The 26,121-nt window shown below is 63.9% G+C and carries 26 protein-coding genes; 17 read left to right on the top strand and 9 right to left on the bottom strand.

Annotation, left to right across the window (positions count from 1 at the left end; translation table 11 throughout):
- Nucleotides 1–104 precede the first annotated feature (104 nt).
- The 4 genes from RBB39_RS05960 (at nucleotide 105) to RBB39_RS05945 (ending at nucleotide 3,857) form a co-directional block, all read left to right on the top strand.
- Nucleotides 105–455, top strand: a complete 351-nt coding sequence (locus RBB39_RS05960; protein ID WP_045991714.1) for a hypothetical protein — start codon at nucleotides 105–107, stop codon at nucleotides 453–455.
- Nucleotides 456–729: 274 nt separating this feature from the next.
- Nucleotides 730–2,304: a bifunctional GNAT family N-acetyltransferase/carbon-nitrogen hydrolase family protein gene (locus RBB39_RS05955; RefSeq protein ID WP_045991713.1), complete on the top strand. Its 1,575-nt coding sequence runs from the start codon at nucleotides 730–732 to the stop codon at nucleotides 2,302–2,304.
- A 3-nt stretch (nucleotides 2,305–2,307) separates the two neighbouring features.
- A complete protein-coding gene (locus RBB39_RS05950) occupies nucleotides 2,308–3,153 on the top strand; it encodes a zinc-dependent peptidase (RefSeq protein ID WP_306168920.1) in 846 nt (281 codons plus the stop codon).
- A complete protein-coding gene (locus RBB39_RS05945) occupies nucleotides 3,150–3,857 on the top strand; it encodes a TVP38/TMEM64 family protein (protein ID WP_045991712.1) in 708 nt (235 codons plus the stop codon). Before RBB39_RS05950 ends, RBB39_RS05945 begins: the two co-directional genes overlap by 4 nt.
- 16 nt (nucleotides 3,858–3,873) lie before the next feature.
- On the opposite strand, the gene RBB39_RS05940 is transcribed toward RBB39_RS05945, so the two are convergent.
- The 3 genes from RBB39_RS05940 to RBB39_RS05930 all read right to left on the bottom strand — a co-directional run bounded on the left by RBB39_RS05940 (nucleotide 3,874) and on the right by RBB39_RS05930 (nucleotide 7,570).
- Nucleotides 3,874–4,950 (bottom strand): sensor domain-containing diguanylate cyclase, encoded by a 1,077-nt coding sequence (locus RBB39_RS05940; RefSeq protein ID WP_306168919.1) that lies wholly within the window; start codon nucleotides 4,948–4,950, stop codon nucleotides 3,874–3,876.
- Nucleotides 4,951–5,117: 167 nt separating this feature from the next.
- The gene (locus RBB39_RS05935; RefSeq protein ID WP_306168918.1) at nucleotides 5,118–6,455 is read right to left on the bottom strand and encodes a glycosyltransferase; all 1,338 of its coding nucleotides are present in this window, start codon (nucleotides 6,453–6,455) and stop codon (nucleotides 5,118–5,120) included.
- Nucleotides 6,456–6,691: 236 nt separating this feature from the next.
- Nucleotides 6,692–7,570 carry a LysR substrate-binding domain-containing protein gene (locus tag RBB39_RS05930; protein ID WP_045991711.1) on the bottom strand — a complete coding sequence of 293 codons (879 nt, stop codon included), beginning with the start codon at nucleotides 7,568–7,570 and terminating at the stop codon, nucleotides 6,692–6,694.
- A gap of 186 nt (nucleotides 7,571–7,756) precedes the next feature.
- On the opposite strand from RBB39_RS05930, the gene RBB39_RS05925 reads away from it, so the two are divergent.
- Complete coding sequence (locus RBB39_RS05925; protein WP_306168917.1) at nucleotides 7,757–8,935, top strand: TauD/TfdA family dioxygenase; 1,179 nt, start codon at nucleotides 7,757–7,759, stop codon at nucleotides 8,933–8,935.
- A 16-nt stretch (nucleotides 8,936–8,951) separates the two neighbouring features.
- Here the strand turns inward: RBB39_RS05925 and RBB39_RS05920 are convergent, their stop codons facing one another.
- Entirely contained in the window at nucleotides 8,952–9,857 is a 906-nt protein-coding gene (locus tag RBB39_RS05920; RefSeq protein WP_108132410.1) for a LysR family transcriptional regulator, read from the bottom strand.
- Nucleotides 9,858–10,030: 173 nt separating this feature from the next.
- On the opposite strand from RBB39_RS05920, the gene RBB39_RS05915 reads away from it, so the two are divergent.
- Nucleotides 10,031–11,107 carry a tartrate dehydrogenase gene (locus RBB39_RS05915; protein ID WP_045991709.1) on the top strand — a complete coding sequence of 359 codons (1,077 nt, stop codon included), beginning with the start codon at nucleotides 10,031–10,033 and terminating at the stop codon, nucleotides 11,105–11,107.
- 39 nt (nucleotides 11,108–11,146) lie between these two features.
- Here RBB39_RS05915 and RBB39_RS05910 read toward each other — a convergent pair whose 3' ends face one another.
- From RBB39_RS05910 to RBB39_RS05890, 5 genes are all read right to left on the bottom strand, one after another.
- Nucleotides 11,147–12,229, bottom strand: a complete 1,083-nt coding sequence (locus RBB39_RS05910; RefSeq protein ID WP_306168923.1) for a TRAP transporter large permease subunit — start codon at nucleotides 12,227–12,229, stop codon at nucleotides 11,147–11,149.
- Nucleotides 12,230–12,238: 9 nt separating this feature from the next.
- A complete protein-coding gene (locus RBB39_RS05905) occupies nucleotides 12,239–12,460 on the bottom strand; it encodes a hypothetical protein (RefSeq protein ID WP_306168916.1) in 222 nt (73 codons plus the stop codon).
- Nucleotides 12,460–12,969, bottom strand: a complete 510-nt coding sequence (locus tag RBB39_RS05900; protein ID WP_306168915.1) for a TRAP transporter small permease subunit — start codon at nucleotides 12,967–12,969, stop codon at nucleotides 12,460–12,462. Before RBB39_RS05900 ends, RBB39_RS05905 begins: the two co-directional genes overlap by 1 nt.
- A 55-nt stretch (nucleotides 12,970–13,024) precedes the next feature.
- A complete protein-coding gene (dctP, locus tag RBB39_RS05895; RefSeq protein ID WP_108132408.1) occupies nucleotides 13,025–14,074 on the bottom strand; it encodes a TRAP transporter substrate-binding protein DctP in 1,050 nt (349 codons plus the stop codon).
- A gap of 641 nt (nucleotides 14,075–14,715) precedes the next feature.
- Nucleotides 14,716–15,765, bottom strand: a complete 1,050-nt coding sequence (locus RBB39_RS05890) for a methyltransferase domain-containing protein (protein WP_306168914.1) — start codon at nucleotides 15,763–15,765, stop codon at nucleotides 14,716–14,718.
- Nucleotides 15,766–15,920: 155 nt separating this feature from the next.
- On the opposite strand from RBB39_RS05890, the gene RBB39_RS05885 reads away from it, so the two are divergent.
- The 11 genes from RBB39_RS05885 (at nucleotide 15,921) to msrA (ending at nucleotide 26,016) form a co-directional block, all read left to right on the top strand.
- Nucleotides 15,921–16,517 (top strand): lipocalin family protein, encoded by a 597-nt coding sequence (locus RBB39_RS05885; RefSeq protein ID WP_045992789.1) that lies wholly within the window; start codon nucleotides 15,921–15,923, stop codon nucleotides 16,515–16,517.
- A gap of 128 nt (nucleotides 16,518–16,645) precedes the next feature.
- The gene (locus RBB39_RS05880) at nucleotides 16,646–17,668 is read left to right on the top strand and encodes an SMP-30/gluconolactonase/LRE family protein (protein ID WP_045992790.1); all 1,023 of its coding nucleotides are present in this window, start codon (nucleotides 16,646–16,648) and stop codon (nucleotides 17,666–17,668) included.
- 428 nt (nucleotides 17,669–18,096) lie between these two features.
- A complete protein-coding gene (locus tag RBB39_RS05875) occupies nucleotides 18,097–19,104 on the top strand; it encodes a succinylglutamate desuccinylase (protein ID WP_045992791.1) in 1,008 nt (335 codons plus the stop codon).
- A 223-nt stretch (nucleotides 19,105–19,327) separates the two neighbouring features.
- Entirely contained in the window at nucleotides 19,328–20,098 is a 771-nt protein-coding gene (locus tag RBB39_RS05870) for an ABC transporter ATP-binding protein (RefSeq protein WP_045992792.1), read from the top strand.
- An 18-nt stretch (nucleotides 20,099–20,116) separates the two neighbouring features.
- The gene (locus RBB39_RS05865; protein ID WP_045992793.1) at nucleotides 20,117–20,821 is read left to right on the top strand and encodes an ABC transporter permease; all 705 of its coding nucleotides are present in this window, start codon (nucleotides 20,117–20,119) and stop codon (nucleotides 20,819–20,821) included.
- Nucleotides 20,821–21,552 carry an ABC transporter permease gene (locus tag RBB39_RS05860; RefSeq protein WP_045992794.1) on the top strand — a complete coding sequence of 244 codons (732 nt, stop codon included), beginning with the start codon at nucleotides 20,821–20,823 and terminating at the stop codon, nucleotides 21,550–21,552. The genes RBB39_RS05865 and RBB39_RS05860 overlap by 1 nt, the downstream gene beginning before the upstream one ends.
- Nucleotides 21,553–21,746: 194 nt before the next feature.
- Entirely contained in the window at nucleotides 21,747–22,514 is a 768-nt protein-coding gene (locus RBB39_RS05855) for a transporter substrate-binding domain-containing protein (protein WP_371931862.1), read from the top strand.
- A gap of 426 nt (nucleotides 22,515–22,940) precedes the next feature.
- Complete coding sequence (locus tag RBB39_RS05850; RefSeq protein WP_083970403.1) at nucleotides 22,941–23,723, top strand: transporter substrate-binding domain-containing protein; 783 nt, start codon at nucleotides 22,941–22,943, stop codon at nucleotides 23,721–23,723.
- 61 nt (nucleotides 23,724–23,784) lie between these two features.
- Nucleotides 23,785–24,942 (top strand): beta-aspartyl-peptidase, encoded by a 1,158-nt coding sequence (iadA, locus tag RBB39_RS05845; protein ID WP_108132403.1) that lies wholly within the window; start codon nucleotides 23,785–23,787, stop codon nucleotides 24,940–24,942.
- A 115-nt stretch (nucleotides 24,943–25,057) separates the two neighbouring features.
- Complete coding sequence (msrB, locus tag RBB39_RS05840; RefSeq protein ID WP_045992796.1) at nucleotides 25,058–25,504, top strand: peptide-methionine (R)-S-oxide reductase MsrB; 447 nt, start codon at nucleotides 25,058–25,060, stop codon at nucleotides 25,502–25,504.
- Between the two features lie 2 nt (nucleotides 25,505–25,506).
- Complete coding sequence (msrA, locus tag RBB39_RS05835; protein ID WP_045992797.1) at nucleotides 25,507–26,016, top strand: peptide-methionine (S)-S-oxide reductase MsrA; 510 nt, start codon at nucleotides 25,507–25,509, stop codon at nucleotides 26,014–26,016.
- Nucleotides 26,017–26,121 lie beyond the last annotated feature (105 nt).

The following is a 26,121-nucleotide window of genomic DNA, read 5'->3' as shown; positions in this document are numbered from 1 at the left end:
TTCAGTCCCCCGCATGAAGCGACGGACAATGAAAGGTCGACGACGGGAATGCCGTTGGGCCGTCATCAGAGCATCATCAACAGCTACAACCCGGAGGTACTACGATGAACACCTACCAGACCACACTGCTGAAGCGCCTCGCCCTGGTCGGCTTGATCGGCCTGTTCTCCAGCGCCGCCCTGGCCGATCACCACGCCGAGGGAGACGAAGAGATGAAGCAGGAGCAGGTCATGCCTGAAGATAGCGGCGTCGACTCCTCCAACGATTCAGCGAAGGCCGAGGGCGAAGATGGCGCCATTCCCGGAGGCGAGATCGTCAAGGATGGCGGTGTCGACTCCAACCACGCGCCCAGCGACGACGCTTCCGCCAGCGACAGCCAGTCGGCGCTGGACGAGGGCGACCTGGTGGAAGACAGCGGCGTCGATTCGGCCAACGAGCCGGAAAACGACGTCTAAGCCTCCAGATTGCAGGACACCTGCGCTGCAGAGCTTGCGCGCAGCACCCCAAGGCTCCGCTACGGCGGGGCCTTGCTCGTGGCAAGGCCCACTGTTTGTTGGACGCATTCTTTCCAGCGCTCTCTCCAGCGCTTCAAGCTTCCCCTGATGTGCACTGCCGCCCCCGAGCATTAGATGCATCGCCTTTATGCTTTTGCGCTATGCTGCACACCTCGTTCCGCCTTGCCCTGGGCGGCATGTTAGACTATGCGGTCCATTTCCGGAGGAACGCTTCATGTCCCTCGATGATCTTCAGCTCAATCTCCGCAACCTCACCTGTGACGACTACCCTCAGCTCAAGGGGCTGATGGATAAGGTCTACCACGACATCGGCGGAGCCTGGCCCAGGATCACCATCGACAGGCTGGTGGCGGAGTTTCCTGACGGCCAGATCGTCATCGAGGACGACGGCCGGGTCATCGGCGTGGCGCTTACCGCCCTGGTCGACTACGAGGAGTTCTCCAACCCGCACAAGTACGACGACCTGATCGGCAAGCGCGAGACGATCCAGAACGCCAAGGACGGCGATGCCATGTACGGCATCGACGTGCTGATCGACCCCGACTACCGCGGCTATCGCCTTGGCCGTCGCCTCTACGAGGCGCGCAAGGAGGTCTGTCGCCAGCTCAACCTCAAGGCCATCCTGGCCGGCGGACGCATCCCCGAGTATCACCGGGTGGCCGACAGCATGTCGGCGAGCGAGTACATCGACAAGGTCTCGCGCAAGGAGCTGCATGACCCGATCCTGTCGTTCCAGTTGTCCAACGACTTCCAGGTCAAGCGCCTGCTGCGCAAGTATCTGCCGGAAGACGAGAAGTCCCAGGGCTACGCGACCCTGCTCGAGTGGAACAACATCCTGTTCGAACCGGCCGAACGCATGCTGGAAAGTCGTCCGACCCAGGTTCGAGTCGGCGCAGTGCAGTGGCAGATGCGCGAGTTCGCCTCGGTGGAGGCGGTGCTGCAGCAGGTCGAGTACTTCGTCGATGCCTTGTCCGACTACCAGAGCGACTTTGCGGTCTTCCCGGAGCTGTTCAATGCACCACTGATGGGCCTTCAGGACCGCGCCGCCCAGCAGGACCAGATGGCGGCCATCCGCTTTCTGGCCGGCTTCACCGAGCGCTTCAAGACCGAAATGTCGCGCATGGCGGTGGCCTACAACATCAACATCATCGCCGGATCGATGATCGAGGAAGGTGACGACGGACGCCTCTACAACGTGGCCTACCTGTGCCACCGCGACGGCTCCATCGAGCGCCAGGCCAAGCTGCATATCACCCCCCAGGAGCGCCGCGACTGGGTGATCGAGGGCGGCGAGGATCTGTGCGTATTCCAGACGGATGCCGGACGCATCGGCATCCTGATCTGCTATGACGTGGAGTTCCCGGAGCTGGGCCGACTGCTCGCCGATCAGGACATGGACCTGCTGTTCGTGCCCTTCTGGACCGATACCAAGAACGGCTATCTGCGGGTACGTCACTGCGCCCAGGCCCGTGCCATCGAGAACGAATGCTACGTGGTGCTGTGCGGTAGCGTCGGCAATGTGCCGTCCATCGAGAACCTGGACATCCAGTACGCCCAGTCATCGGTGTTCTCGCCTTCCGACTTCGCCTTCCCCCACGACGCAGTGATGGCAGAGACCACCCCCAACACCGAGATGATCATGTTCTCCGACCTGGATCTGTCGCGGTTGACCGTGGTGCGCGCCGAGGGCTCGGTGACCAACCTCAAGGACCGCCGCAAGGACCTGTTCGACCTGCGCCTGCGCGACTGGTCGTGGAAGTCCGGCGCCAGGGACCAGGACGACAGCTAGGCTGTGTTGTCACGACTCAAGCGCTGGCGGGCGGCCCGCTTCGATGCCCGCCATCCCTTCCCCGCCGACACCTGGGCAGGCGCGCGGGCGCGCCTGCCCTTGCTGGCCCGCGTGCCCGAGGCTTCGGCCCAGCGCCTGGGCCAGCGTGCCTGGCGGTTTCTTCACGACAAGCGTCTGAGCCTTCACCCGGACCTGGACCCTGCGGCACTGGATAGCGAGGAACGCCTGGCCCTGGCGGCCCAGGCCTGTCTGCTGACGCTGGGCTGGAGCGAGCACGAGCACCAGGAAGCCTTTGCCAACGTGCACGAAGTACTGGTGTTGCCCGACGCCTTTCGTCGCCAGGTCGAAGAGATGGACGAGGCCGGGGTGATGCACGTCTACGAGGACGAGCGCGCCGGCGAGACCTTCTACCAGGGGCCGGTGGTGATCGCCTTTCCCGATCTGGTCGAGAGCGGTGGCCTGGATGGCTTCAACGTGGTCATCCATGAATTCGCCCACAAGCTCGACATGGGCAATTCCCAGGACGTCGACGGGTTTCCACCACTGCCGGTCGCCATCGCCTCCAGGGAGTGGCATCGCGAGTTCACGGCGGTCTGGCAGGATCTGCAAAAGCGCCTCGAAGCAGGCGACCCCACGCCCATCGATGACTACGCCGCGAGCCATCCCGGCGAGTGCTTTGCCGTCTGCTGCGAGACCTTCTTCAGCGCCCCCGACCGTCTGATGGAGGCCTACCCGGGACTCTACGATCTGCTCTGTCGCTACTTTCAGCAGCAGCCCCTCACATGGGCGCTGACTGCCGATAACGACCATCCCGCACCCTCACCCGCCACTCAGGAATCCCCCCGATGACGAGGCGCTGGCTACTGCCGACCCTGGCCATCACCGTGCTGGCAGCGCTGGGACTGACCTGGCAGTGGCTGGCCATGCATGACCTGCTTACCGTCGACACCCTGATGAAGCTTTCCCAGGGTGGCACGGCGTGGCGCGACAGCCCCTGGGCCATCGTCGTGGTGGCTGCTGTCTATGCAGGGCTATCGCTTGTGATGTTTCCGCTGAGTCTGCTGGTGGCAGCGACCGGGCTGGTATTTGGCCCCTGGTGGGGCTTCGGCTACGCCCTGATCGGTACCCTGTCGGCCTCCTGCCTGACCTGGTGGGTCGGTCGCAAGCTTGGCCGCGATGCGCTGTTGCGCTACGGGGGAAAGCGCTTGAACGGCCTGTCACTCTACCTGTCGGGACGCGGCATCCGCACCATGACGCTGGTCAACCTGCTGCCGCTGGCCCCCTTCACCCTGACCAACATGATGGCCGGAGCCTTCCATCTGCGCTTTCGCGACTACCTGATCGGTTCCACCCTGGGCATCGCCCCGGGCCTGGCCGGGGTCACCCTGCTCGGCAGCCAGTTGGGCGAGTTGATCACCGCCGACAGTCGCAGCGAGATCTTCTATGCGCTGGGTGGCCTGGCGCTGGGTGTCGGCCTGCTGGTCGGACTCAAGCGCTGGGCCGACGGGAGAAAGGCCGATCGGGGATCATCCAGACAAGTGGAAAGCAAGTAGCACCGCCACGGCTGACCTACTGCGTCACGTGCACGAACTCGACTCGGTTTCGACCATTGGTCTTGGCCTTGTACATCGCCTGATCGGCCTGATTGACCAGGCTGTCGAGGTCAGCGCTGTCACTGTCGATCAGCAACGCACCGATACTGGCGGTGACGCGTATCACGCTATCGGCGACGGGTATCTCCAGCTCGGACAGGGCAAGGTTGAAACGCTCGAGGGCGGACATCAAGGCAGGCTTGTCGACGTCCGCCATGACCACGCAGAACTCCTCTCCCCCCATGCGGGCGATAAGGTCCGACTTGCGAAAGCTTGCGTCGAGCGCCTTGGCCACGGCGACCAGCACCCTGTCCCCGGATTCATGGCCGTAGGTATCGTTGATCGACTTGAAGTGATCGAGATCGACCAGCGCGACACCCAGCGCTCCCTTGCCGCGCTGCCAGCGCTTGGCCAGGGTGGCAAAACGGGTAGCAAAGGCGCGACGATTGCACACCCCGGTCAGGGGGTCGGTCTCGGACAGCACTTCCATCTCTTCGATCTGATGATGGATGCGTATGCTGGCGGCGACCCAGTGGGCCATGGCCTGCAGGCGCTCACGATCTTCATCGGTGAAGGCATTCGGGCTTTCGTGGGCGATGTTCATGGTGCCCACGCAGCGACTGCCGCTGATCATCGGGACATCGAGACAGCACCCCAGCCCCTTGGCACTGAGCATCTGGCAGTCGAGATCGGGACTCCCGTCAAAACGCTCGGCGTACTCCGCCTGGCGAGTGCGATAGACACGTCCGACCATGGTGCCGTAGATCGGCACAGGCTGATCCATCGGGATGGCGTTGTTACCTTCCATGGCGATCAGGGTCAGCTCGGTCTCGGACTGCGCCAGAGTGATGGAAGCGCGGTTGGCGCCAAACACCGTACTTGACCAGCGTGCCACCGTATCCAGCACGTCCTGGAGCGATTCGGCCGCGGACAGCTCATGCACGAAGCGTATCGGTAACTCGATGGTCAGATCCGCGCGCTGGGACACGGCGTCGTCATCACGCTGCGCCGACGATGATCGCTTGCTGTCCTGCCGTGTCTGTTCCAACGTCATACCCTCACCGAGCGCTGGTCGCTCTATCCAACCGAAGAAACGAAGCTTTGGAGATTCTATCGTGCTCTCCTGGTGAAGCACGAGTCACATGAGCATAAAATGAATGAACGCACTATTCGGAAAATTTTGTGCGTTTAAACCTAGGTGTCTTGAATCACCAAGCGGCGTCACCTCGACGGCAGTTCGGGTTCGTCTTCGTGTTGGCCGGGCCACCAGGATGGCCGCTCCTCACGCCACTCTTCACGCCACTCCTCCTGGACCAGGTGGCGTAGTACCCTCCCACGGTAGCGTAGCATCTGCCACTCCGCGCCCAGCCGGCTGCGTACACGCTCCCAGCCGCCGTCATCGGCGTGGGTGAAGGGGCCACCGCGGGCGATCGCCAGGCGGTAGACCCGCAGGCAGCGTTCGGCGCAGCGAGCCTCGTCGTAGGCCTGGGCCGTGCTCAGGGCGGCCTCGTGCAGGGCCGGCCAGTATCGTGCGTCGGTACATTCGGCCAAGGCCAAGGCGAAGGCCTGCTCATCCTCATGCGCCAGCAGCCGTCCATTCTCGCCATTTCGCACGACTTCGCGAACGCCAGGGGCATCGAGGGCCACCACCGGCAGCCCCGCCGCCATTGCTTCGGCCACCACCATGCCCTGGGTCTCGCTGTGTGATGCAAAGGCAAAAACGTCCATGGCGTGGTAGGCGTCGATCAGCGCCTGCCCGTGCAGGCAGCCAGTAAAACAGACACGCTCGCTCACCCCATGACGATCGGCGGCCGCTTCCACCGCTTCTCGGGCATCACCGTCTCCTACCACCAGCCACCATGCCTCGGCATCCTCGACCAGCGCCTGGCACACCGCGCCCGCCAGAAATGCCAGATTCTTCTCCTTGGCCAGCCGACCAAGATGCCCGATCACCCGGGCATCTGCGGGAATCGCGAAGTGATCCCGCCAGCGATCACGCTTGCCCGTCGCAAAGCGTGAAGTGTCCACTCCGCTGGGCACCACCGTCATGTCCGGGTTGCCGGCGCGCTGGACCAGCAGTTGCTTGACGCTCTCGCTGGGAGCAATCACCTCGTCGCACAGCCAGGTGTACTGGGTCGCCAGCGCCACCGCAAAGCGCTGCATCCGCGAGGAATCCCCCGGCACGTAGTGGGTGTAGTGCTCGTACAGCGTGTGGTGGGTGAACACCAGTGGCAGGCCGTAGGTTTCCGCCGCGCGCGCTGCGGTGTCGCCCAGCAGGAAGGGATGGTGGGAATGCACGATGTCCGGCTCGAAAGCCTCGATGGCGTCGAACAGTTGTCCGGGGATTGGCACCGGCAGCGAGAAGTCGCTGCCGTTGAAATGCTGCACCGCGACGACACGCACCACGTCCGGCTCGTGTTGCGGCTGACCCTCCAGCCGAGGCGCCACCACCAGGACACGATGCCCCGCCTGCTGCAACTGGTGCTTCAGGCGCTGCACGGACTCGCTGACACCACCGACGATCGGCGCATAGGTGTTGGTGAACATCAACACATTCACGGCGGCAGCAGTCTCCCGAAACAGATGATGGACCGCACCCCGGCGGCGACAATCCCAAGGTGCGTTGCAGGCGGGGGCCGGACGGCACCCTCACTCTCAATTCTATGCTCTTACGAGCGCCAGCGCCCGCCAGCGATAGCGCTCGATAAGCGGTCACGATCATACCGACTCGAGCGGCTCAGCCCCAGCCCTCCTGGAGCAAAGTGCCGAGGCCTAACCTCTTGCCGACAAAGTTGTCACGATGGCCCAGGCGCCACTTCGCCCGCCAGCCAGCGCCATAGCCGTTCGCTTTCGATACTGCCCTGCGCACTGCGCGGGCGACACAACCAGAATCCTTCGCGGGTGGGCACCTCGATGTCGAACGGGGCAACCAGCCCCTGGGGATCTTCCAGCAGGCAGCGGTGCACCAGCGCCACCCCCGCCCCTTGCCGGGCCAGGGCCATCACCATGGACAGGTTGTCGCAGATCAGACTGTGACAGTGGCTCGACAGGTCCTTGCGCCCGGCGTGCTCCAACCAGGCCGGCCAGCCGGCCGCGAAGCCCGCCGCGTGGAGCAAGGTCTGCCCGGCCAGGGCATCCAGCGAGACGAGCTGCCCTGCCAGCGGCGGCGTACAGACCGGCAACAACGACGACGCCCCCAGAGAGATCGACTCCATGCCGCGCCACTCTCCCTGGCCGTAGCGCAGTTCGATATCGGCCCCTTCGGCACCGAAATCCGAACTCCAGACCGCGCTGACCACACGCACGGTCACCTCGGGGTGGGTAAGGTGAAATCGTGCCAGACGAGGCGCCAGCCATTGGCTCTGAAGCGCCGGCGTAGTGCGCAGCGTCACCGAACGATCCGGGGTCACGCCGAACACCTCCAGGGTGCCCTCATCAAGCCGCGCAAAGGCTTCCTGGACGCTCGGCAACCAGGCCTGGCCCGCCGGCGTCAGCGTCAGGCTGCGCGGGTGGCGCACGAACAGTGGCTGCCCCAGGCGGTCCTCCAGCAGCCGAATACGTTGACTGATGGCGGCCTGGGTTACCGACAGTTCCTGGCCCGCTGCGGTAAAGCTCAGGGTTCTTGCCGAGGCCTCGAAGGCCTGCAGCCAATGCAGAGGAGGAAGTCGGTGCATGTGGTTTCTGGCCCTGTGGTTTAGCGTCGATGAAAAAGACAGTCATAAGCCAAGCTTGGCCTAAGGCGTCATATTAGTCGTTTGTCGCCATCGCCTCGAGCCCCCACCATCGGCGTCAACACTCGTCACCTATTTCGTCAACACTCGTCACCTATTTCGTCAACACTCGTCACCTGGGAGCCATCCATGAGCACCACCTCGTTGACCTCGACCGCCGACGCCGGCCACATCGATATGCACGAACTGGCCCCCTGGCCCCAGCACCTGACGCTGACCGACGTGGTTGCTGAAGGCTTGCGTCTCTCGCTGGTCTGGAACAACGGCGACCGAGGACAATTTCCTCTGTTGTGGCTGCGCGATCACTGCGCCTGTGATCAGTGCCGCCACCCGCTGACCCGGGAACGCCTGGTCACACCGATGGCCGCCGTTCCAGGGCTCGACGAGGCCCGCATCGAGCACGGTCAGCTCCACCTTGACTGGCAGGACGGACACCACAGCCGCTTCGCCGCCGGCTGGCTGCACCAGCGTCGCCCCGGCGAGGCCGCCATCGACAGCCTGCCGCGGCCTGTCGCCTGGCAGACACCGTTTTCCCCCCAGCATGTGCGGCATGCCGATCTGGTAGCCGGTGGCAACGGCGAAAAAGCCTGGATCACGGCGTTGCTGCGCGACGGCCTGGTGCTGCTCGACGAGGGGCCGCTGGAACTCGAGGAGGTCAGTCGCCTGGCACGGCGCATTGGCCCGCTCAAGGCCACCAACTTCGGGGCTCGCTTCGACGTCATTTCGAAGCCCAACCCCAACAACGCGGCCTACACCTCGATTGCCCTGGCGCTGCACACGGACCTGCCAAACTGGCGCCAACCGCCGGACATGCAGTTGCTGTATTGCCTGAAGAACGATGCCGAAGGCGGCGGCTCGATCTTCGCCGACGGCATCCAGGTCGCCGAGGCGCTGCGCGCGGCCAACCCCGATCACTTCCAGCTTCTGGCCGAGACCGCCATCGACTTTCGCTTCCAGGACGAGGAACACGATATCGGCGTCCGCGAGCCGGTCATCGACGTCGGCACGGATGGGCGCATCCGCGAGATTCGCTTCAACAACTGGATTCGTGACACCCTGCACCTGCCTGCCGACCTGATCACCCCCTGGTACGAGGCCTACCACCACTTCTGGACCCTGCTGCATGCACCACAGCATCAGATTGCCCTCGACCTGCGTCCCGGGCAGATGGTGGCCTTCGACAACCGCCGGGTACTGCATGGACGTGAGGCCTTCGATCCCTCCACCGGAGAGCGTCACCTCCAGGGCACCTACCTGGACCGCGACATGCTGGAATCCCGGCTGCGAGTGCTGGCACGCAAGGGCTGACGGGGCCGGCAGTCGTTCAATCGAGTGACGGGATCCTGGCCGCCAGGCGCCGAGCGAGGAAGTCGACCAGCGCACGCAAGCGCGCGGGGACGTGCCGGCGCTGGGCGTAGACCGCGAAGAAGTCGGCACGCACCCCCTGCCAGCCCGGCAGCAGGCTGACAAGGCGCCCCTCCTTCAGTTCATCGTGAACGTCCCACCAGGAGCGCAGCATCACCCCGTGACCATCGAGCGCCAGTCGCTTGATGACCTCACCGTCATTGCTGGTAAGGCGCCCGCCGACCTTGACCGACGTCTCGACACCGTCGGCGTCGACGAATCGCCACAGCGCAAAATCGCTGTCATTCTCTCGCAGTACCAGACAGGCGTGGCGCTGCAGCGCCTGGGGAGTCTCGGCCCGACCACAGCGCTCGATATAGTCGGGAGAGGCGCAGGCAACACGTCGGCTGGCCACCAGACGGCGGGCCACCAGGCGCGAGTCGGGGGGCTCGCCAATCCGGATGCCCAGATCCACGCCCTCCACCAATGGCGCGGGAAAGTTCGAGAGTTCCAGTGACGCCTCGATGCCCGGATGCAAGGCACAGAACTCGGACAGCAAGGGCGCCACATGGCGACGGCCGAAACCGAAGGTCGCGTTGAGCCGCAGCGGTCCCGCCAGCGCCTCGCGATCCTCGCCCAGGCTCTCTTCCAGTTCGGCCAGCTCATCCAGTAGCGCTACCCCCCTTGCCAGGTAACGCTCACCTTCGGCGGTCAGGGTAAGCCGCCGGGTGGTGCGCGTGGCGAGTTCCACCCCGAGCCGCGCCTCCAGCTGCTTCAGGCGCTTGCTGACCGCCGACAGCGACAGCCCCAGCTCGCGTGCAGTGGCGGTCAAGTTGCCGGCCTGGGCCAGTTGACGAAAGAACGCCAGATCATCGAGTGACGCCACCCTTTTCTCCACTTGAGATCAACAATGAATTGCCATCGAGCCCCATTATCGCCTCGCTGTAAAGAGCTAGACTGACCTTACACCTTGCCGCCGCCACCCTTCACACCAAGCACAATCGTGGCCGCTGCGCGAGGCACCCTCTACACGCCAGCAGACAGGATCAAGGAGCTTTCATGGCCCATCGCATCGCCATCATCGCCGGTGACGGTATCGGCACCGAAGTCATGCCCGAGGGCGTGCGCGCCCTCGAGGCTGCCGCAAAGCGCTTCGCTATCGACCTGGATACCCAGACCTTCGACTTCGCCTGCTGCGACTACTACCTCGAGCACGGCAAGATGCTGCCGGACGACTGGCGCGAGACGCTGATCGACTTCGATGCGATCTTCTACGGCGCCATCGGCTGGCCCGAAAAGGTACCGGATCACATCTCGCTGTGGGGCTCGCTGCTCAAGTTCCGCCGCGAGTTCGACCAGTACGTCAACCTGCGCCCCTGCCGCCTGCTGCCGGGTATCAAGAGCCCGCTGGCCGGTCGCGAACCCGGCGACATCGACTTCTACGTGGTCCGCGAGAACACCGAAGGCGAATACTCGAGCGTCGGTGGCACCATGTTCGAGGGCACCGACCGGGAGGTGGTGATCCAGGAAACGGTGATGACCCGCCACGGCGTCGACCGGGTGCTCAAGTACGCCTTCGACCTGGCCCAGAGCCGCCCGCGCAAGAAGCTGACCTCGGCCACCAAGTCCAACGGCATCGCCATCACCATGCCCTGGTGGGACAGCCGTGTGGCCGAGATGGCCAAGCAGTACGGCGACGTCGAGGTGGACAAGTTCCACATCGATATCCTGACCGCCAACTTCGTCATGCATCCGGACTGGTTCGACGTGGTGGTGGCCTCCAACCTGTTCGGCGATATTCTTTCCGACCTGGGGCCCGCCTGTACCGGCACCATCGGCGTGGCGCCCTCGGCCAACATCAATCCCGAAGGCACCTTCCCGAGCCTGTTCGAGCCGGTTCACGGCAGCGCCCCGGATATCGCCGGCAAGGGCATCGCCAACCCCATCGGCCAGATCTGGTCCGGCGCCATGATGCTCGAACACCTGGGTCACAAGGACGCCGGTGACGCCATCCTGGCCGCCATCGAGGCGGTGCTGGAAGACGGCGACAGCGAAGTGCTGACCCCGGACCTGGGCGGCAACGGCACCACCGAGCGTCTGGGCGCCGCGATCAGCGAGCGTATCGCCCAGGGCTGATCACCCTGCCGGCCCGGCATCCTCGAGCCGGGCCGGTCTTCAGAACCCCACGATCTGCTCTGGCAACCATGTCGCCAGACTCGGCACCAGTGCCACCGCCAGTAGTGTCACCAGCTGGATCGCGATGAAGGGCAGCACCCCTCGGCACATCTGACCGTAGGTGATGTCATCCGGGGCGATGGACTTCAGATAGAAGATCGACGATGCCATCGGTGGGGTGAGATAGCTGGTCTGGATGGTCACCAGCACCAGGGTGGCGAACCAGACCGGATCGATGCCCAGTTGCTTGACCACCGGCGTGAAGATCGGAACGCAGATCAGCACGATGGAGGTCCAGTCGAGCACGAAGCCGAGCAGGAAGGTCACGCCGAGGAAAAACAGTATGACACCGGTGGGGCCGCCGAGCTGCTCAGCGATCTCGGCCACCATCTCGCCGCCGCCGTTGACCGCAAAGATCCCGGTAAACATGGTGCCCCCCGCCACGATCAGCAGAATCATGGCGGTGATGCGCACCGTCAGGGACAGCGACTCCCCTAGCGCCTGGACGCTGATACCGCCATTCATCACAGCCAGCAGCAAGGCGCCGCCCACGCCGACCGCCGCCGCCTCTGTCGGTGAGGCAATGCCCATCAGCAGCGAGCCCAGCACCGCAAACATCAACAACAGCGGGGGTACCAGGGCCTTAGCGGTGATCGCGAGCTTCTGGCCCAGCGGCAAGGGTGTCGCCTCCACGGCCGGAGGGCCGTCCTGGGGGCGCAGGGCGCAGCGCACCAGAATGTAGAGAGCAAACAGCGAGACCATCAATCCGCCTGGCAGAATGATGGCGGCAAAGAGTTCGCCGATGGAAAGCTGGGCAAGGGCCGCATACACCACCACGATCACGGTCGGCGGAATGATCGTGCCCAGGGAGCCCCCAGCGCAGATGGTCCCGCTCATCAGGCTATTGCGATAGCCATAGGCCCGCATCGCGGGTATCGCCATCAGACCGATCATGATCTCGACAGCACCGACCACTCCAGAGGCGGCGGCAAAGATGGCCGCCATGGCGATCGTCGTCAGCGCCAGCCCCCCAGGCAGTCGGCCGATCCAGAGCTGGATGGCATCGAACAGTTGACGCGCGATTCCCGACTTCTAGAGGATTCCTCCCATCAGCACAAACAGCGGGATGGAAGACAGCACATAGTGGGTGGCGGCGCTGTAGACGCTACCGTACAGCTGCTGAAAGATCATCGGTCCGAAGGCGTACCAGCCAGCGGCAACCGAGACCAACGTCAACGAATAGGCGATGGGGATGCCCAGGAAGATAAGCAGAAATAAGCCGGGAAACATCAGACCGGCAACGAGGGCATCCATCAGCGAATCTCCTCGGTGGTGCGTGCTGTACAAAGCTGCCGCACTCCGTCCACCGCAAGCTGGCAGGCGAAGAGGGAAAGCCCGATGGCGATAAGGGCGTAGAGCGGCCACATCCTTGGTGCCCATACGCTGACCATTTCCACCTCATTGGTGTGCCAGGCCCGCAGGGTGCGCAGCCATCCGTGATGCGCCATCAGCGCCACCACCGGCACCATCAGCAGTAGATAGACGGCACCGTGCAGGCGCTGGACCAGACGCGGCGGAAGCAGGCGACTGAAGGCATCGACCCTGACGTGGCCATCCACCTTGGCGGTCCAGGCGATGCCGAGAACAAAGGCTGTTCCCGTGGCCATGTAGGACAGATCGAAGGCCCAGATGGTCGAGGCATTGAAGACATAGCGTGCAATGACTTCGTAGAGCATGGCGCCGGTCAGGGCGACAAGCGCCAGGCGACTGCCCCACGCCAGCAGCGTCGACGCCCTGTCGATGAGGTTCATCAGTGTATTCATGAATAGGCGTCACCCCGCAGGCCGAGGTGACGTTCCTCCAGGATCGGTTGAGGGGTCAGTCGCGGATCAGGTAGTCGTTCTGCTCGCTCCAGCGCTGCTGGTAGGTGCGGTAGTCTTCCAGCAGCGCCTGCATTGCAGGATCGTCTGACGCTTCAACCGTGGCCTCCATCCAGGCCCGACCGCTCTGGGCCAGATCCTCAACAAACTCGGGGTCCAGGCTCACCACTTCATTGCGGCCCGAACGGTAAGCCTCCATGGCCAGCATGTCCTGGTGATAGAACTGGCTCAGGCCTTCATAGGTCGTGAGCTTGGCGGCGGCTTCGATCAGCGGCTTGAGGTCGTCTGGGACGGCCGCCCAGGTGTCCTCGGTCACGACAACCTCCCAAAGGAAGGTGGGCTGATGCACGCCGGGAACCACGATGTACTTGGCGGCTTCATGGAACCCTTCTGGCTGGTTGCTCGATGGGGTTGCCCACTCCACCGCGTCGACACCCTTGCGCTGAAGCAGGGTGTAGGTGTCCCCCGGCGGCACCACGGTCGGCACTGCGCCGTAGTATTCACGCATCACCTCCGCCCAGGGGCCCGACGTACGATACTTCAAACCTTCGAGATCGTCGGCACCATCGATCCTGACGTTGGCGTGAGCGAAGACTTCGGTGGAGCCGATACCGACGATCAAGGAATGCAACCCCTCGCTGGCACGCAGCTCCTGCAAGGCCTCTTGACCGCCCCCCTCGTAGATCCAGTTGATATAGGTCTCCGGCCCCATGCCACCGGGGAAGCCGGCAAAGATGGCGTTGATGGGCTTCTGGTTTACCAGGTAGCTGGGCGTGGAGTGCCCCGCCTCCACGGTGCCTTCCAGCACGGCCTCGTATACCTGCAACGCAGGTACGATCACCCCTGCGCCGAAGGGTTTGATCTCCACCCGTCCCTGGCTGAGGGTGTCGGCGTTATCGGCAAACCGCTCCAGAAAGTTCTCGTAAAAAGGGGAGCCCGCCGGTACCGAGGTCGGCACCTTCCACTCGACGTCAGCCGCCAGGGCAGGCGCCACCAGCCCCATCACCAGACTTCCGATCGCTGCTGCACTCAAGGCCTTGTTGTTCATTGTATTGACTCCATCGGTGTATCCAGCGCCCATCGCCAGATTCCACATTCCCCAACGCTTCGACAGGCCGATACGCCCAGACTCAGGCAATACCGCCAAAACGTAGATTGTATAAAATATATTTACAGGATACCCAAATGCAAGAGCGCCGTGAAAGCCCGCCCCTGTGATCCATCACGACAACGGTCAGCCCAGAACCCGGTCAGGTGGCGCATGCCAGCTCGACGTGACACAACCGCACCAGGCCACCCTGTACCAAGGCGTCGCGCGTCGGCCGAGAGAGCCCGCGAAAAAAGCACGGAGGGAAGGCAGGAAACAGAGAAGGATGCCGAGAGAAGAATGCAGAGAGACGACCAGAGAGCACAGAGCATTAGCAGGCTTGGCAAACCCGTGCCCCCGAGGAGGCAACCATGGGAGAGGGAGCCTCCTTGAGGAGGCACTCCGCTGCACGACATACAGCGGCAGTGGAGGGAGAAACTGTCAGGTTCGCGGCAATGGCTGGGCTTTCACAGAAAAGTCGACGAGCGAAGGTTAGACAAGGCAAAAATCGTCGAGAAAGCGCAGTTTACGGGGTGTAAATGAGCATTCTAAGGCGATTTTTAACGCCGTATTACCGAGTGCAGACACTTTTCAGAAAAGCCCTAGTGTTGCCACACCCCCTGGACCACCCGTACCCGGTCGTCGCCGAGGTTGTCGAGCAGGTTACGGCCCATCTCCAAGAAGACCTCACCAAAGATCAGCGCAGGACCAGGCAAGCGGGGACGAATGGGAGGACGGGCAGCAGGTCCTGACGCCTGAGGTGACGACTCGCCCCCCTCCTGCCTGGGCGGCTGCGCCTGGTCCGTGTTGCTGCCACCATGGGCTCGGCGGTCAGCCCCGCCCTGCTCGCGACGCCGGTGATGGCTTCGCCAGGCCAGCGCCTCGGCGCTGACATCCTCCAGTGCCTGGCGCTGAAACCCGGCGGCCTGGAGGTGTTGCTCGAGATCCTTCAGGGACAACAGTCGGCTATGCTCGGGCGTTCTCGCCCAGGGCACCGGCAGCGATAACGGCGCAGGATTGTCGCCTCGAACCACCTCGTGGAGCAGCAACCTGCCGCCCGGAGCGAGCACCCTGCGACACTCGCTCAACACAGCGGCGAGGTCCGGCATATTGAGCAGGGCATGCTGGCACCACACCGCCTCGACACTGGCATCCCCCAGCGGCAACTCGGCACCATCGGCGCACACGAAACGGGTAGTGTCCTCCAGTCCACAGGCCCGACTCAGCCAGGTCGCGACCTCGATGAAGCCCGGCGTGATATCCACCCCCACCACTTCGTAGCCAAGCTCACGGGCCAGCAGACGACTGGCGCCGCCGGTACCGCAGCCCAGATCGAGCAGGCGCGCTGCGCCGCTGGAACCCGTGCCCGCACCCGCGAACGCGTCCAAGCGAGGACCGTCCCCCTTGTTCGGGGGCTGGCCGGCATCCCTCCCCGCCAGGGCCATCAATCGCCGGCTGGCCGCCCTGCCCCCCAGATGCAGTTGATCGATACCGGCCATCTCGTCATGACTCAGATGGTCGGGGTCGCATCCCGCCTCGACAAAGGCACGTTCGAGCCGAGCCAGCAGGCTTCCTTTGGCATCATAGTGCTGGCCCAGCTGGCTACCTGCCGTTCCCTGCGCGGCCTCTCCTGGTGCCCCCTTTAGCGTCATGCGGCGCTCCTTGCACGTTTATGGCTGCTCGATCTCAAGCAGGAAGCCTCTTGGACAACAGCAGCAAAAAAGATATACACTTCTTGTACGAAAATTATGCAACACATCCAGCGGTGACTCGTCTTCCACCCGCCTGCCACCCTTCAGGAGCCCTCATGGACACGCAAGGACGCCGGCCTTCGTCGGCCCCGGCTCGAAAGCCGACGCGCCTCTCCACCCTGCTCGCAGCCGTTGGCGCCCCGCTGGCGCTGTCGGCCTGCACAGGCCTGCCCTCTGGCACCCAGCCCATCGAGGACTTCGCCCTGGAGGACTATCTGGGTCGCTGGTACGAGATTGCGCGCTTCGATCACAGCTTCGAGGAAGGGCTCGACTGCGTCACCGCCGACTACGCCACCCGGGATGACGGTGGCGTCCAGGTGATCAACCGTGGCGTCGACCTGTCCAAGGGCGAGCCCGACGTGGCCGAAGGCAAGGCCTACCTGCTGGAGGAAGACAACGTCGGCCGCCTGAAGGTGAGCTTCTTCGGCCCCTTCTATGCAAGCTACAACATTCTGGCGCTGGATGACGCCGGACAATGGTCGCTGGTCACCGGACCGGACCGCGACTATCTGTGGATCCTCGCCAGAAGTCCCCAGCTTGACGATGCGACCTACCGCTCGCTGGTCCAGCGCGCACAGGATCTGGACTACCCGGTCGAGGAGCTGATAGAGGTCGAACAGGGCGAGGAGTGCGAGCCCTATCGCCAGGGCTGAGCAATAGTCAGGCGCTGCCGCAGGGCCGCCTGACCTCGTCAGAATGTATAACATACAGACCAGTGAACACCTCATACGCTGAAAGGGCGACCACCTCGGTCGCCCTTTCACTGCATGGAGGTCAAGCAATGTCACTGGGAAGACGAGAGTTTCTTGCCGCCACGGCGGCCATCGGCGCCACCGCTGCGGCGCCGTCGCTATTTGCCCATGCCGGCGGCACGCCCGAGCGCTATCCGATCGACGCCTGGCAGGTGGTGGATGATCGTTTCAAGCAGTACATGCTGTTCAACGCCCCGCTGGAACGGGAATGGACGGGCGGACTCTGGCTCGAGGGGCCTGCCTGGAACGCCGTGGGTCGCTACGCAGTGTTCAGCGACATCCCCAGGGCCCGGCAGATGCGCTGGGACGAGGCCAGCGGCCAGGTCAGCGTGCTGCGTGATCATATCGGCCATTCCAACGGCAACGCTTTCGACGATCGTGGTCGCCTGATCGCCTGCGAGCACTCGCCGGCCCAGGTGGTTCGCTACGAGTGGGACGGCAGTCGCCATGTGCTGACCAGCACCTTCGACGGCAAGCCACTCAATGCCCCCAACGATCTGGTCACCCTGCCCGGCGGCGCCATCATCTTCACCGACCCCGGCTACGGCGCGCACTCCGACTACGAGGGCAAGCAGCGCTCGCTCGAACTCGAGACCGCCATCTACTACTGGGAGGACGGCATGCAGGAGCCGACCCGTCTGACCACAGAGCTCTACAAGCCCAATGGGATCGCCCTGGGGCCGGACGGCAGCTCGCTGTATGTCACCGATACCGCCCCTTCGCACCATCCCGATCAGCCCGCCACCATCACGCGATTCACCTTCAGCGCCGAGAACAGGACGCTGGCTGGTGCCGAGAGGCTGGTGGAAAGCACCAGCGAGGGCTATGACGGCATGTGCTGTGATGAGGACGGCAACCTCTGGGTCGGCACCTCAGGGGGCGAGGGCAAGGATGGGGTCAGCGTGTTTGCTCCGGATGGCACCCTGATCGGTCGCGTCCTGCTGCCGGAAGTCTGCGCCAACGTCTGCTTCGTCGGAGAGAAGCGCAACCGTCTGCTGATGGCCGCCAGTCAATCGCTGTATACCCTCTATACCGGCGCTCGCGGTCTCTAGGCGCCTGCCGCTGTGGCCGCTCATCTCCGACCCGGCGGCGAATGCTGCCGGGCCTTTCATTATCGCACCCCCGGTTTTCACCAGATCGACGCTCGCTCTTGCGAGGTCCCTCGCTGCCTAAGAAGGTGAAGCGGCATCCGCGCCTCCAGCGATGATCGAATGCCCGGCCATCGGCCGCTGACAGGCCACGCCCTGCCCTGTTTCCGTTCGCCCCAGCTCGGCTGGCGAGTCGGCCCGGAGGGTCGCTAGTGGGTAGGTAGTGGGCCAGCTCTGGGCCGATAAGAGGCAACGGGGTCCTCCTGGGGGCTCGCAATGGTGCGGCGACAAGAATTCGATAAATGCCTTGGCAACAAGAAGACTCCCGATGACGTTTGTTCTGACACCCGACTCAGGTTCCCTTTGTTCCTCGCCTCTGGCGGGAGGTCGCCATGCTGGCTGAGTGGCTGACGGCAAGTCTTGAGGCCGATGCGTCGTCCCCCGACCGGCCGATCAAGGGCCGGGAAGGCTCGCTAAAAGGCGGCCGCTATCGGATCGAGGGGCCAGGCCTGCTGCGCCTGATCCCGGACACCGTCGGCGCAGATGCACGCGCCTGCGTGCTGTCCGTCGGCATCCACGGCAACGAGACCGCGCCGATCGAGCTGCTGGGTGATTGCCTGGCGCGCCTGGAGGCAGGGCTTGCCTCTGTCGGTGCTCCGGTATTGGTGATCCTCGGCAACCTCGAGGCGATTCGTCGCAACACCCGCTTCGTCGAGACCAACCTTAATCGGCTGTTCCGGCGGGAACTCGACCAGCCAGGCGACGAGGCCGTCCGCGCGCGTGAGCTGATGGCCGCGGTGGATGCCTTCTTCGCCGACCACAGCCAGCTGCCAAGGCTGCACTACGACCTGCACACCGCGATCCGCGACAGCCACTACCCACGCTTCGTGGTGGACCCTTTCGCCGAGACTCGTACCGATAGCGAGCAGTGGCACTGGATGGCCGGCGCGGGCATCCAGGCGGCGCTCAAGCAGCATCAGCATAGCTGGACCTTCTCCCACTACAGCAAGCACTACCACGGCGCCCAGGCGTTTACCCTGGAACTCGGCAAGGCGTTGCCGTTCGGCCACAATGATCTCGAGCCACTTGAACCCATGGGCCGGCTGATTCAGTCGCTGATCGCCGGACAATTGCCCGAGTCGGGCGAGATCCAGCAGCTGGATGGCTTTGCGGTGGCTGTCGAAGTGTTCCGTGAAAGCGAGGACTTCGCGCTGTGCTTTGCCGATGACATTCCCAACTTCACCGAGTTCGCCCCCGGTACCGTGGTGGCGCGTGACGCCCAGGCCGGCGATACCCGTATCGGTGACGAGCCGCTCAAGGTGGTGTTCCCCAACGCCAGGGTAGAACTCGGCGCTCGAGCGGCGCTGCTGGTGCGCCCGGTGAGGCTGACATCAGCGTGAGATCGCACCTCTTTTACTTACAATAAATATATACATAACAACAACCTGGAGATAGACGCATGACAACTCCCGCCCCTATACTCGACGAAGGTCTATACCCCCTCGGATCAGCTTCGTCTGCTGCGCCGTTCCAAGCCTGTTAGAATCCCCCGTTTTTTTCGCGCCAGCCCGCGCCATCCGGCCGGCCCACCCGGCACGGCCGATTCTATCTGGAGCCCGATTCATGGCTGATACACCAATTCCGCTGGAAGTGCGCAATATCAAGAAGCGCTTTGGCAACACCGAAGTGCTCAAGGGGCTGTCTCTCGAGGCCCGCAAGGGGGACGTCATCACCCTGATCGGCGCCTCCGGCTCCGGCAAGAGCACCTTCCTGCGCTGCATGAACCTGCTTGAACAGCCCAACGAGGGCGAGCTGTTTGTCCACGGCGAACAGATCCGCTTCAAGGAAACCAAGCACGGCCGCGAGCCTGCCGACTGGAACCAGGTGGTACAGATGCGCGCCAAGCTGTCGATGGTGTTCCAGAGCTTCAACCTCTGGGCCCACATGACGCTTCTGGAGAACGTCATCGAAGCGCCTGTCCACGTGCTCAAGAAGTCGAAGAAGGAGGCCATCGAACACGCCCGCGCCCTGCTAAAGCGGGTCGGCCTGGCCGAACGCGCCGACTACTATCCGGCCCAGCTTTCCGGTGGCCAGCAGCAGCGTGGTGCCATCGCCCGGGCACTCGCCATGGACCCGGAGGTCATGCTGTTCGACGAGCCGACCTCGGCGCTGGACCCGGAGCTTGTCGGCGACGTGCTCAAGGTCATGCGTGACCTGGCCGAGGAAGGCCGCACCATGATTGTGGTAACCCACGAAATGGCCTTCGCCCGCGACGTCTCCAGTCAGGTGATCTACCTGCACCAGGGTCAGGTCGAGGAAGCGGGTCCGCCCGACCAGGTGCTGGGCAACCCCAGCTCCGAGCGACTCAAGCAATTCCTTGCACCCAAGCGCTGAGGCGGCCAGGAGAGACCCATGATTGACCTTCACGGTTACGGGCCACGCCTTCTCGAGGGGGCGCTGGTCACCATCGAACTGGCGGTGCTGTCACTGATCCTGGCCATCGGGCTTGGCCTTGTCACCGCCAGCGCCAAGATGTCGCGCAACTGGGTGGCCCACCGCCTGGGCACCCTCTATACCACCATCATCCGCGGCGTACCGGACCTGGTGCTGATGATGCTGCTGTTCTTCGGCGGCCAGATCGGCATCAACATGGTCACCGACTGGCTGTATGCCCGCTTCGGTATCGACATCTTCATCAACGTCAACGAGTTCGTCGCCGGCGTCCTGACCATCGGCCTGATCTTCGGTGCCTATATGGGCGAGACCTTCCGTGGCGCCTTTCTGGCGGTGGACAGCGGCCAGATCGAGGCAGGCCGCGCCTACGGCATGAGCCACGCCCTGGTGTTCCGCCGTATTCGCTTCCCGCAGATGATGCGCCATGCCCTGCCGGGCCTGTCCAACAACTGGATGGTGCTGTTGAAGACCACTGCCCTGGTCTCGGTAATCGGCCTGTCCGACATGGTGCGGGTCGCCGCGGAGGCCTCCAAGGCCACCCGCGAGCCCTTCCTGTTCATGATCATCGTGGCGGTCATCTATCTGCTGATCGCCAGCGTCTCGGAGTGGTTCTTCGCCAGACTGCAGAAGCGCTACGACGTCGGCTTCGGAGGGCATGACTGATGGATTCACTGCTTGCCTCAATCGAAGCACTGCTGGCCAACAACACCATCTTCACCCTCGACACCCTGTCCTACTACGGTGAGGGCCTGACCACCACGGTCCAGCTGGTGTTCCTGTCATTGATCGTCGGCCTGATCGCCGCGGTGCCACTGGCCATCGGCCGGGGTTCCAAGCGCCGCTGGATCAAGATGCCGATCTTCTTCTACACCTATGTGTTCCGCGGCACGCCGCTGCTGGTGCAGCTCTATCTTATCTACTACGGCGTGGTGTTCGTCGAGGGCATCCAGGACACCTGGCTATGGGTACTGCTGGAGAAGCCGTTCTTCCCGGCGCTGGTGGCGTTCTCGTTGAACACCGCGGCCTACACTACCGAGATCTTCCATGGTGCGATCAAGGCCACCCCGCGTGGCGAGATCGAGGCGGCCAGGGCCTACGGCATGCGCTACTCGCTGATGATGCGCCGCATCGTGCTGCCCAGCGCCTTCCGCCGGGCGCTGCCGGCCTACGGCAACGAGGTGATCTTCATGCTCCACGCCAGCGCCATCGCCAGCGTGGTGACCATCATGGACCTGACCGGTGCGGCACGCTTCGTCTATGCCCGCTACTACGCGCCCTTCGACGCCTTCCTGTTCGTGGCGGCGATCTACCTGTGCCTGACCTTCGCCATCCTGTACCTGTTCCGCTATCTGGAAAAGCGCCTGCTGGCTCACTTGAAGCCGGCCTCCGGTTAAGCCGTCGTGACGCCGGAGGCCACCGCCTCCGGCGCCGTCGCGCTATCGTCAAACAAGCGTTGGGAACTGGCGTTTCATTTCTGCCGCCCTGCCCTTCCTGAGAGGGCCCCGATTCGCTAAGGTGATGGTATGCGTCCACAAGACGCCCTCCCATCGCATCAACACCCGCTTATCAATAACAAGGGTTTACCGATATGACACTGCGCAAGCTCTTTACCGCTGGCCTGATCGGCACCGCGGTTCTCGCTTCTACCGCCCAGGCCGAGGTTCGTGACATCCGCATCGGCGTCGATGTGCCCTACGAGCCGATGGAATACCGCACCCCCGACGGCGAGCTGACCGGCTTCGACATCGATCTGGGTAACGCTCTTTGTGCTGAAGTCGGCATCCAGTGCGAGTGGGTGGTTCAGGGCTGGGACGGCATCATCCCCGGCCTGATGGCGCGCAAGTACGACGCCATCATGTCCTCCATGACCATCAACGACGAGCGTCGTGAGCAGGTGCTGTTCTCCGACCCCTACTTCACCCCGCCGTCCGCCTGGTTCGCCCCGACCGACCTGGAGATGGGCAACCCTGACGTCGAGTCCCTCGAGGGTCTGACCATCGGCGTGCAGCGTGGCACCCTGCAGGACAACTACGTCACCGACCTGTACGGCGACGTGGCCGATGTCAGCCGCTACGCCACCGCCGACGACCTGGTGCTGGACATGGACTCCGGCCGCGTCGACATCGGCTTCCTCGACTATCCGGTCGGCAAGTCGACCCTGCTGGACAGCGAGGCAGGCGACTACAAGGTGGTCGGTGAGCAGATCACCGAGCCCAAGGAGTACTTCGGTGACGGCTTCGGCATCGCCTTCCGTCAGCGTGACGAGGACCTGGCCAAGGCCTTCAACGAGGCGCTCGCCACCCTGAAGGACAACGGCACCTACGAAGAGATTCATGCCAAGTACTTTGCTGAATAAGTCTTTGCTGAATAAGCATCTTGCTGAAGCAACAAGTCCTGCCCGAGCCAACGCCTCGAGCAGGCACCGCGCCGGACCTTCCGGGTCCGGTGTCACCACCGGCACTCGCTGGAACACTTGCTGGCAATCTTGCTGTAGCACTCGCTAGAACACTCGATAGCACCTTGAAGCGACAGGACATCTTCGTGCCCCTGACCTGGCTCCCCATCTTCGCAGAGTCCCTTCCCCGGCCGCCCTGGCTGGATGGCTTTGCCCTGAGTGAATGGTTCGACGAATAGCGTCCCCGGCGTATACTCCAACGCCTTGAAAGTTCTGCTTGTTCGCCCTCCCCTGGCGACATTCCCCTGTGTGTAGGCAGCTCCCTGCTGATGCATCGCTGCAGGGGTCATATGCTGTGGTTATTCACTCTTGTCCAAGGAAGTCCCCATGAATCGTTCTCCCCTGCTGCTCGCCTCCGCCCTGTCCGCGCTGATGATCGGCGCAGGCCCAGCACTCGCCGATGAGCCGCTTCGCCTGGCCGTCGATGTGCCCTACGAACCCTTCGAGTACAAGACCGCCGACGGTACCCTGACCGGCTTCGAGATCGACCTGGGCAACGCCGTCTGCGAGCGCCTCGAGATCCAGTGCACCTGGGTCGAGCAGCCCTGGGACGGCATGATCCCGGCGCTGATGGCGCGCAAGTTCGACGCCATCATGTCGTCCATGGCGATCACCGAGGAACGCAGCCGCCAGGTGCTGTTTTCCGAGCCCTACTACACCACCCCGAGCGCCTGGATCACGCCGCGCGGCCGCGACATCGACATCGCCGACAAGGCCAGCCTCGAAGGCCTGAGCGTCGGCGTGCAGCGCGCCACCCTGCAGGATCGCTACGTCACCGACCTGTACGGCGATGTGCTCGAAGTGCGCCGCTACGCCAGTGCCGACGACGTGGTCGCCGACCTGCGTGCCGGCCGCCTGGACCTGACCTTCATGGACTATCCGATCGCCGAGGCGATGATCGACATCGATACCGAACAGAGCGACTTCGTGCGCATCAGCGACTTCATCAAGGAGCCCGAGACCTACTTCGGCCAGGGCGTCGGCGTGGCCTTCCGCAAGCGCGACCGTGAACTCGCCGAGCGTTTCAACGAGGCCCTGGCCGAGCTCAAGTCAGACGGCACCTACGACGAGATCATGAACGAGTACTTCAGCTACGACGTCAAACTGTGAACGTTGCCCTTTATCGTTCAGGCCGGCCTGCCCCAGGGCCGGCCCTGTCTCGGGAGCCGCCATGCTGACCCTTCTGAAGAATGCCCGCCTCTACGCCCCTGCCGCGATGGGCCTGAAGCACCTGCTGATCACCGACCGCCGCATCGCGGCGGTGCTGGAACCCGAGGCCAGCGTCGATGAACACTTTCCCGGCCTCGAGGTACACGACCTCGAGGGCCGGCGGGTCATCCCTGGCCTGGTCGATCCGCTGGTGCACATGACCGGCGGTGGTGGCGAAGGCGGCTTTGGCACCCGCACCCCCGAGCTCCGCCTCGAGGATGCCATCGCCTCCGGCGTCACCACCCTGGTGGGGGCGCTCGGCACCGACGCTCTGACCCGCACGCCGGCCAACCTGCTCGGCAAGGTACGCGAGCTCGCCGCCGGCGGCCTGAGCTGCTACGCCTACACCGGCTCCTACCAGCTGCCGCCGGTGACCCTGACCGGCTCGGTGGCCGAGGATATCGTCCATATCCCCGAGTTCATCGGCGTCGGTGAGGTCGCCATCAGCGACCATCGCGGCTCCCAGCCCAGCGCCCATGAGCTTGCTCGGCTGGCCTCCGAGAGCCGCACCGCAGGAATGCTCGCCGGCAAGTCCGGGATCGTCTTCATCCACACCGGCGACGCCGAAGGTGGCCTGGAGATCCTGCGTGAGGTAGCACGCACCACGGCCTTGCCCATCGCCCAGTTCATGCCGACCCACATCAACCGCACCGCGGCGCTGTTCGAGGATGGCCTGCGCTTCGCCCGGGACGGCGGGCGGATCGACTTCACCACCAGCACCACGCAGGAGCTTCTGGCCGACGGCGAGGTGCCTGCGTCAGAAGCCGCCGCCAGGGCGCTCAAGGCCCGCGTCGACCCTTCGCGCATCAGCCTGTCCTCCGACGCCAACGCTTCCCTGCCCCGCTTTGACGCCGAGGGGCGATTCGTCGGCCTCGAGGCTGGCCGCCTGGACAGCCTGTTCGAGGTACTGGGCGAGTGCGTCAACGACCACGGCATCGCCCTGGAGGTCGCCGTGGGCCTCGCCAGCACCCACGCCGCAGACGCCCTCGGGCTCAAGCGCAAGGGACGTCTGGCGGTCGGTCAGGACGCCGACCTGCTGGTGCTCGGCGACGATGACTGGGCCATCGACCAGGTCTGGGCGCTGGGCCAATGCCTGCATCGGCGTGACACGAATCGTTAGGCGTGTAAGGATCTCTCCATCACCACGACTGATTACGGTCCCGCAAGCTGGCGTGTAACCTTGAGGGCAAGCCATCGCGCCGAGCCTGCGTCTCCCCCACCCACGAGGAGAGCCCATGAAAACCTATGAAAAGTCACCCGAGGCCATCGCCCGACTGAACCGCGAGCAGTATCGGGTCACCCAGGAAAGCGGCACCGAGCGTCCCGGCACCGGGGAGCACCTGCACAACCAGGAGCCCGGCATCTACGTGGACATCGTCTCTGGCGAGCCGCTGTTCGCCTCGTCGGACAAGTACGAGTCCGGCTGTGGCTGGCCCAGCTTCACCAAGCCGATCGAGCCGGCCTACGTCAACGAGCTGGTGGATTCGTCTCATGGCATGATCCGCACCGAGGTGCGCTCATCCCACGGTGACAGCCACCTGGGTCACGTCTTCAACGACGGCCCCAGGGACAAGGGAGGCATGCGCTACTGCATCAACTCGGCGTCGCTCAGGTTCATCCATCGCGATGACATGGAAGCCGAGGGCTACGGCGAATATCTGAATCAAGTCGAGGAGGTCTGAACATGGCACAACAACGCGCAGTTCTCGCAGGCGGATGCTTCTGGGGCATGCAGGATCTGATTCGCCAGTTGCCAGGGGTCGAGTACACCCGGGTCGGCTACACCGGTGGCGACGTGCAGAACGCCACCTATCGTAACCACGGCACCCACGCCGAGGGTATCGAGATCCTGTTCGATCCCGACGTGATCAGCTATCGCAAGCTGCTGGAGTACTTCTTCCAGATCCATGACCCGACCACGCCCAATCGTCAGGGCAACGACCGTGGCATGTCCTACCGCTCGGCCATCTACTACGTGGATGAAGAGCAGAAGCGTGAAGCGCTCGACACCATCGCCGACGTGGAAGCCTCGGGTCTGTGGCCCGGCAAGGTGGTCACCGAGGTCGAGCCGGTGGGGGATTTCTGGGAGGCCGAACCCGAGCACCAGGACTACCTGCAGCGCATTCCCCATGGCTACACCTGCCACTTCCCGCGCAAGGACTGGGTACTGCCCAGGCGCACCGAAGAGGCCTGATGCGCGTCGTCTGACAACGCCAACCTGGCCATCGCATCACGGCACCCACCAGCGCCGCCCCTCCGGGCGGCGCTGTCGTGTCCGGCTCCTGGTGTCCCTGTCCGG

The sequence above is a fragment of the Halomonas sp. MMSF_3323 genome (genome assembly GCF_030733595.1).
Lineage (GTDB): Bacteria > Pseudomonadota > Gammaproteobacteria > Pseudomonadales > Halomonadaceae > Halomonas > Halomonas litopenaei.
The sequence above is the reverse complement of the archived record's forward strand: the minus strand, read 5'-3'. Positions and strand labels throughout refer to the sequence as shown.